This window comes from Nesterenkonia flava, assembly GCF_031432335.1.
Taxonomy (GTDB): Bacteria; Actinomycetota; Actinomycetes; order Actinomycetales; family Micrococcaceae; genus Nesterenkonia; species Nesterenkonia flava.
Map to the genome: position 1 here is coordinate 72,910 of NZ_JAVKGT010000012.1, position 6,931 is coordinate 79,840.

Here is a 6,931-nt window from a genome sequence, read left to right on the forward strand (position 1 = left end):
CAGATCTAGCGGTTGAGCTGGGGCTTCCGTGTCAGTGTGGTCAGCCGGCCTGGGTGTTGCGGGTGAGCAGGCTTGATGCCGCCAGGGTTTTCACCGCCTCACGTCCGGCCCGGTTGGCCCCCACAGTGGACTGCGAGGGGCCGAAGCCGGTCAGATGCACTCTCGGTTCAGCCACCACCTCGGTGCCGCGCACTTGGATACCGCCGCGGTCGTTGACGAGGTTCAACGGCGCCAGATGAGCTAAGGCAGGTCGGAAGCCGGTGGCCCAGAGGATCATATCCACCGAGGTGAAGGACCCGTCAGCCTCGCGCACCCCGTGCGGTTCGATGCGGCTGAACATCTCTCTCCGCTCCAGCGCCCCGCGGGCCTGCGCCTCCCGCGCGCCGGGAGTCCAGATGAGTCCGGTGTAAGAGACGATGCTCGCCGGCGGAAGACCAGCCTCAGCATTGGCGGTGACTTTTTCAATGGTCTTCCGCCCCTCGATCTCCGGCCGGAAGTCCTCGTCAAGAAAGACCGGTTCCCGGCGGGTGTACCAGAACGTGGTGGTGTGGCGGGAGATCTCCTCCAGATGCTGCACCGCGGAGATCCCTCCGCCGACCACCGCTACGCGACGGCCCGCGAACGCCGAGGCGGCCACATAGTCCCGGGTATGCAGATGGGTGCCCAGAAAACTGTCATGCCCGGGATACTGCGGCAGCAGCGGGTTGTTCCACGTGCCGGTGGCGTTGATGACTGCCCGTGTATGCCAGATGCCCTGATCGGTCTCCACGAGCAGCTCGCCCGCAGGATCCGCATCCGCACGGCGCACGGCGCTCACCGTGACGGGACGCAGAATGGGCAGGGCCATGCGCCGCTCAAACTCTGCGAAGTACCGAGGGACCGCGGTCCGGCTGGGCTCCTCGGGCTGAAGCGGGGGCTTGGGCATCCCGGGCAGATCAAAGATCCCGTTGACGGTGTCCATCGTCAGGGACTCCCAGCGGTGCTGCCAGGCCCCGCCAGGTGCGGTGTCGGCGTCGAGCATCACGAAGCTGCCTGCGGCCTCAGGGTGTGCGACTGCACTGACCAGGCCAGTCCTTTTGAGGTGATACCCCGCGGAGAGTCCCGCCTGGCCGGATCCGATGACGACGACGTCGGCCCTCATACGCGACTTCCCGTCTGTCATGACTGGATTGTTTCACAGCTGGTTTCCAGGAGGTGCCGGTTCCATAGCGGATGACGGCGCAGCAGATTCTCGTGGAAGGACAGGGATGGCCAGGAGACCGCCCAGAAGCATACGACGGGGTGCGGTGGCTCTGCCGCTGGCGCTCGCCGTGGTCTCTGCGGGAGGCTGCTCGGAGTACCCTGCCGATCCCGAGAAGAGTCTGTCTCACGCCCGCGGAGGGCAGTTAAGCGTGGGAGTGGTAGAGCATCCTCCGTGGACGGATTTGTCCACCTCCACGCCCTCGGGCACCGAGGTGGAGCTCATCACCGAGTACGCGCAGCGGATTGATGCCGAGATCCGGTGGGTGCCCGGAAGCGAGAGCGAGCTGGTGGGACTCATGGGCGAGCACGAACTGGATCTCATCATCGGCGGCTTTGACGAGAACACCCACTGGACATCGGAGGCGGCCCCCACCCGGCCCTACGAGACCCCGGCGGAAGGTCCCGGGCGCATTGTCCTGACCGAACAGGGGGAGAATGCGCTGCTCATGGACCTGGAGAGCTTCTTCATCGAGAGGGAGACCCCATGAGCCGCAGGCGCACGCCGCAGTTCGGCCACACCGAGCTCCCCCCGGAGCAGCAGCGGGCTCTGCAGAAGGCGCGGCGCATCCAGTACCTCTGGCTGGGGATCCTCACGCTCACGGTGGCGGCCATGGCAGCCGTCATGGGCAACTCCCAGGCCATGAAGACCGCGTGGATCGAGGACATGCTCTCGTTCCTGCCTCCGCTGGCCTTCCTCATCGGTGCCCGGCTGGCCGCCAAAACCCCCAATGAGCGGTTCCCCTTCGGCTATCACCGGGCGGTGGGAGTGGGGCACCTGGTCTCCGGCGTGGCGCTCGCCGGCGTGGGACTGCTGCTCATCGCCGATGGCGGCAGCAGCCTGCTGCTGGGGGAGCGTCCGCCGATCGGCGCGATCAACCTCTTCGGCACACCGGTGTGGCTGGGGTGGCACATGATCGTAGTGGCGCTGGCCAGCTGCATCGCCCCGGTGATCCTGGGGCGGATCAAGCGCCGGCTGGCTGAGCAGCTGCATGACAAGGTGCTGCGTGCCGATGCGGATATGAACCGAGCGGACTGGCTGACCGGACTGGCCACCGCCACGGGCGTGGCCGGTATCGGCCTCGGCTGGTGGTGGGCTGATGCGGCGGCGGCACTGGTCATCTCAGTGAGCATCACCAAGGACGGCTGGGAGAACATCCGCGATGCCATCCGCGACCTCGCTGATGCCCGCGCCACCACCGTGGACAACTCCGCTCCGCACCCGCTGATCGCCCGGATCAATGCTCGCATCCAGCAGGAGCCCCAGGTGGTATCTGTCCAGACCCGCGCCCGTGACGAGGGGCATGTACTCCACGTGGAAGCCTTTCTGCAGGTGCGTGAGCCTCGGCTGGAAGTGGCCTGGCTCGAGGAGCTGCGCCGCAGCTGCACCGAGATGGACTGGCGGATCCAAGACCTGGTGCTCTCTGTGACCGACACGCCCCACGGAGAGGGCGATGACGCGCAGGGGGATCAGGACTTCGCCGCGGCCTGACGCAGCGCCTGTTGGAAGACCTCTGCCGGCTGTGCCCCGGAGACTGCCACCCGGTCGTTGAACACGAAGAACGGCACCCCGGTGATCTGCATCTTCCGGGCCAGGCTGATGTCAGCATCGACCTGCTGGGCATAGGCATCCCCGACGACGACGCCGCGGGCCTCCTCGCGATCCAGCCCCACCTCAGCGGCGAGGTCTGCCAGAGTGTCGGCGTCGCCTAAGTGCTTGCCCTCGGTGAAGTATGCGGCGAAGAGCCGGCGGACCAGCTCATGCTGCAGTCCCTTCTCCGCAGCGTAGTGGGAGAGCCGGTGCGCGGTGCGGGTGTTGGTGGCCAGCGCCTGGTCCAGCCGGTAGTCCAGCCCGAGTGAGGCGGCACGTTCGGTGACCTGGGCATTGGCCGCGGCAGCCTGGGCAGGCTCCATGCCGCGCTCCTCAACGAGGAGATCAGTGGGGCTGATCGCGGTCTCGGGGCTCAGCTCGGGCATGAGCTGGTAGCTGTGGTAGTGGATCTCCACCTCGTGCTCGTATGACTCTAAGGCCTGCTGCAGCAGAGCCTCACCCATGTAGCAGAAGGGGCACACAAAGTCGCTCCACACATCGATTCTCATGGGCTCATCATCCCACCGTGCGGGGTCCGGTGCACCCTTTGCTGCTCCTGGGCCTCAGCCCGTCAGTTGGGCGTTTCCCACTACTTCAAACGGCGCCGCAGCGGGCCAAAGTAGTGAGAACTGCCCAACTGATTCAAGAGCGTGGTCAGCTGGTCGTTGTCTGCAGGTTCGCCACCGCCCGCTGCAGACGGCGCGCCCGGACGTCCTCTGTGGCTGCGGTCATCAGCTGGTGCAGGATCGAATACCGCTCCTGGCTGCTGAGGGTATCAAACGTCTGACGCAGTCCGGCTGCCTCCAGGGCGGTAATCAGGTCAGCCGGGACCACCGCCGCCGCTGAGCCCGCGTAGGCACGGTCCCACCGCCCATCCGCCTGGGCTTTGGCCACCTCGGCTTCACCGCGAGGGCGGATTCGCCCCTCGGCGCGGAGGCGCTGGATGTGCTCCACGTTCCGGGCCGACCACATCGACCGGGCACGGCGAAGCGTGAAGCGCTGGATGAAGGTGGCGTCGTCGTAGCGGCGCTTCTGCCCGTCAATCCATCCGCTGCACAGGGCTTCATCCAGGGCTTGGGCGTAGGTCAGGGAGGTGGGGAAAACCGTGCCCTTCTTGGCCAGCATCAGCCAGACGCCGTCGTGAGTCTCCTCGTGCTCATCCAGCCAAGTCCGCCATGCCGCTGCATCAGCGACGACCAGGATCTCAGGTTCACCGGCCATGCCGCCTCCTCAGGTGAAGACCCGTCAGTGACTCCGCGGTGCCTGTGGCCGAGGTGCTGATGAGTTCAGCGGGTGTTCCGGAGAAGACCACCTGGCCGCCGTCGTGGCCGGCCCCGGGGCCCACATCAATGATCCAGTCGGCGCGTGACATCACATCTAGATTGTGCTCGATGACGATGACCGTGCGCCCGGCGTCCACGATCTCATCGAGCACGCCGATGAGCCGATCGGTGTCGGCCATATGCAGTCCGGAGCTGGGCTCATCCAGCACGATGACCTCGGCCTCGGTGCCCATCTCGATGGCCAGCTTCAGGCGCTGACGTTCGCCGCCTGAGAGCGTGGTCAGGCGCTGACCCAGGCGCAGATACCCCAGGCCCACCTGCTGCAGCCTCCGGAGCATGGGGGTAATGGCCTTCTCCGTGAAGAATTCCACTGCTTCCTCGACGGAGAAGTCGTAGACCTCGGCGATGTTCTTGCCCCGCAGGTGGTGGGACAGGGCCTCCGGGGTGAAACGGCGTCCCTGGCAGGTCTCGCACAGCGACTCGACGCCCGCCATGAACGCCAGATCTGTATAGATGGCACCCAGTCCCTTGCACTCGGGGCAACCGCCCTTGGAGTTGGCGCTGAACAGGGCGGCCGAGGCGCCGGTGGCTTTGGCGAAGGCTTTGCGGATGGGGTCCAGCAGCCCCGTGTAGGTCACAGGGGTGGAGCGGCGCGAACCGCGGATGGCGGACTGATCCACGAACGCCACACCTTCTCGGGGGAGATGTCCGTGTATGAGCGAGGACTTGCCCGAGCCGGCCACACCGGTGACGGCGACCAGGACCCCGGTGGGAACGTCGACGTCGACGCCTCGCAGGTTGTTGGTATCGGCATTCCGGATCGGTAGCCATCCGGCGGGCTGCCGGACGGTGTCCTTCAGCGGCTGCTGTTGTTCCAGATGGCGGCCGGTGAAGGTGCCGGATCGTTTCAGTGCGGCGAAGTCTCCGGTGTAGACCACCTCGCCGCCGTGTACGCCGGCCTCCGGTCCCATATCGATGATGTGATCGGCTACCGCCATCACCTCGGGCTTGTGCTCGACGACGAGCACGGTGTTTCCCTTGTCGCGCAGCTTCAGCAGCAGGGTGTTCATTCGTTCCACGTCATGGGGATGAAGGCCCGTGGTGGGCTCGTCGAAGACATAGGTGATATCCGTCAGGGACGAGCCCAGATGCTTGACCATGCGAGTGCGCTGGGCCTCACCGCCGGAGAGCGTTGAGGCCGGCCGGTTCAGGCTCAGGTACCCCAGGCCGATGCTGTTGAAGGTCTCCAGCGCTTCAAGCAGTTTGGCCTGTAGGGGAGCGGAGGAGGCGGAGAGGCCTGCGCCGCGCAGAAACTCCGCCAGGTCGGAGATCTGCATACTGGTGCATTCGGCAATGCCTTTGCCTGCGAGTCTGACGGCACGGGCCTCCGGCTTCAGGCGGGAGCCCTCACAGTCGGAGCAGGTGCGCTGCACCGCCGCGCGTTCGACGGCGGCACGCATGGCTGGCTGCAGGGTTTCGACGTCTTTGATGAACACCGAGAGCCGCAGGTTGGTGATGAGGCCGCGGTAGGTGATGTTCATGCCGTTGTGCTTGACTTTGCGCTCTTCGGCGTAGAGGAAATCTTCGCGTTCGGCGTCGGTGAACTCGCCCACGGGTTTATCGGGGTCGAAGATCCCTGTTTCGGCGTACACCGACCACTGCCAGGAGCCGGGTTTGTAGCCGGGCCAGTCGATGGCGCCGTCGTTGAGGGATTTGGAATGGTCCACGATGGCGTGAACGTCGACGTCGGCTACGGTTCCCAGGCCTTCACACGTGGGGCACATCCCGTGAGGGTCGTTGAAGGAGAGCTCGTGGGAGGATTCCAGCCGCGGGGTACCCTCCCGGGAGAAGAGTAGGCGCAGCATCGTATAGGTATCGGTCGCGGTGCCGACGGTGGAGCGCTTATTGGCGCCCATCTGCTCCTGGTCCACGATGATTGCGGCGGTGACGTGGCGCAGGCTCTCCACCTCCGGCTGGGGTGAAGGCGGCATGAAGCCCTGGATAAACGCGTCGTAGGTTTCGTTGATCAGGCGGCGGGACTCTGCGGCGATGTGCCGAACACCAGGGAGGACTTTCCGGAGCCGGAGACTCCGGTGAAAACGGTGAGCTGGCGTTTGGGGATGTCGACGTCGACCCCGCGCAGGTTGTTCTCGCGGGCGCCTCGGACTTCGATGAATTCGGCGGCTGGATGGTGTGCGGTGGACTCGGGGGAGGAGGACGATGCAGAGGGAGTACGCTCAATCACCCCATTATCGTACACCGTACGCATCGTTGGTGTGTCAGTAGGTTCGTGCCCCTATGTCCTTTCAGGCACAGGATTGGCCTCCTCTAGCCGCGCAGAATCTTTTGCATGGGCTTGCCCTTGGCGAGTTCGTCAACCAGTTTGTCCAGGTAGCGGATTTCACGCATGGTGGTCTCCTCGATCTCCTGAACTTTGACGCCGCAGATGACGCCGGTGATCAGCGTGCGGTTCGGGTGAAGCGCTGGCGCTTCGACGAAGAACGTCTCAAAATCTGTGCGTTGGTCCAGGACATCTTCGAACTGTTTCGGGGTATAGCCCGTGAGCCACCGAATGATCTCGTCCACCTCGTCTTTGGTGCGCCCTTTGCGCTCAGCTTTGGCGATGTAGTGCGGGTACACATCGGCCACCGGCATGGTGTAGATGCGGTGCTTTGTCATGAGCTCATCATCTCAAAGGGGTGCGAGGGTCGTTTCAGGACGGGGATGTGATGACTAGTGGGGAATGGCTGCCTTGACTATTGTTGTCGCGCGTCAGACTTAGTGGCAGGGCCGTTATGTAGGTCCTGAAGGAGAGTCA

Annotated in this window: 6 protein-coding genes and 1 pseudogene; 2 read left to right on the top strand and 5 right to left on the bottom strand. The window is 65.0% G+C overall.

Translation table 11 applies throughout. From position 1 onward, the window contains the following. Window positions 1–40: 40 nt before the first annotated feature. Entirely contained in the window at window positions 41–1,162 is a 1,122-nt protein-coding gene (locus tag RH857_RS06260) for a flavin-containing monooxygenase (protein ID WP_310537115.1), read from the bottom strand. A gap of 124 nt (window positions 1,163–1,286) precedes the next feature. Between RH857_RS06260 and RH857_RS06265 the strand changes: the two genes are divergently transcribed. Beyond that, complete coding sequence (locus RH857_RS06265; RefSeq protein WP_310537116.1) at window positions 1,287–1,730, top strand: transporter substrate-binding domain-containing protein; 444 nt, start codon at window positions 1,287–1,289, stop codon at window positions 1,728–1,730. After that, window positions 1,727–2,731 carry a cation diffusion facilitator family transporter gene (locus RH857_RS06270; protein WP_310537117.1) on the top strand — a complete coding sequence of 335 codons (1,005 nt, stop codon included), beginning with the start codon at window positions 1,727–1,729 and terminating at the stop codon, window positions 2,729–2,731. Before RH857_RS06265 ends, RH857_RS06270 begins: the two co-directional genes overlap by 4 nt. On the opposite strand, the gene RH857_RS06275 is transcribed toward RH857_RS06270, so the two are convergent. The 4 genes and pseudogenes from RH857_RS06275 to RH857_RS06290 all read right to left on the bottom strand — a co-directional run bounded on the left by RH857_RS06275 (window position 2,710) and on the right by RH857_RS06290 (window position 6,792). Next, on the bottom strand, window positions 2,710–3,339 hold the full coding sequence (locus tag RH857_RS06275; protein WP_310537118.1) for a DsbA family oxidoreductase: 630 nt from the start codon (window positions 3,337–3,339) through the stop codon (window positions 2,710–2,712). The two genes, RH857_RS06270 and RH857_RS06275, sit on opposite strands and share 22 nt — an antisense overlap. Window positions 3,340–3,484: 145 nt before the next feature. Beyond that, the gene (locus RH857_RS06280) at window positions 3,485–4,051 is read right to left on the bottom strand and encodes a YdeI/OmpD-associated family protein (RefSeq protein ID WP_310537119.1); all 567 of its coding nucleotides are present in this window, start codon (window positions 4,049–4,051) and stop codon (window positions 3,485–3,487) included. Then, window positions 4,041–6,382: pseudogene (locus RH857_RS06285) on the bottom strand (ATP-binding cassette domain-containing protein). The gene RH857_RS06280 and the pseudogene RH857_RS06285 overlap by 11 nt, the downstream one beginning before the upstream one ends. A 59-nt stretch (window positions 6,383–6,441) precedes the next feature. Beyond that, the gene (locus tag RH857_RS06290; RefSeq protein ID WP_310537120.1) at window positions 6,442–6,792 is read right to left on the bottom strand and encodes a DUF2200 domain-containing protein; all 351 of its coding nucleotides are present in this window, start codon (window positions 6,790–6,792) and stop codon (window positions 6,442–6,444) included. Window positions 6,793–6,931 lie beyond the last annotated feature (139 nt).

Coding starts and splice junctions, on each gene's coding strand:
- RH857_RS06260 (WP_310537115.1), bottom strand. CDS start 1,162: ATGACAGACGGGAAGTCGCGTATGAGGGCCGACGTCGTCGTCATCGGA.
- RH857_RS06275 (WP_310537118.1), bottom strand. CDS start 3,339: ATGAGAATCGATGTGTGGAGCGACTTTGTGTGCCCCTTCTGCTACATG.
- RH857_RS06290 (WP_310537120.1), bottom strand. CDS start 6,792: ATGACAAAGCACCGCATCTACACCATGCCGGTGGCCGATGTGTACCCG.
- RH857_RS06280 (WP_310537119.1), bottom strand. CDS start 4,051: ATGGCCGGTGAACCTGAGATCCTGGTCGTCGCTGATGCAGCGGCATGG.
- RH857_RS06270 (WP_310537117.1), top strand. CDS start 1,727: ATGAGCCGCAGGCGCACGCCGCAGTTCGGCCACACCGAGCTCCCCCCG.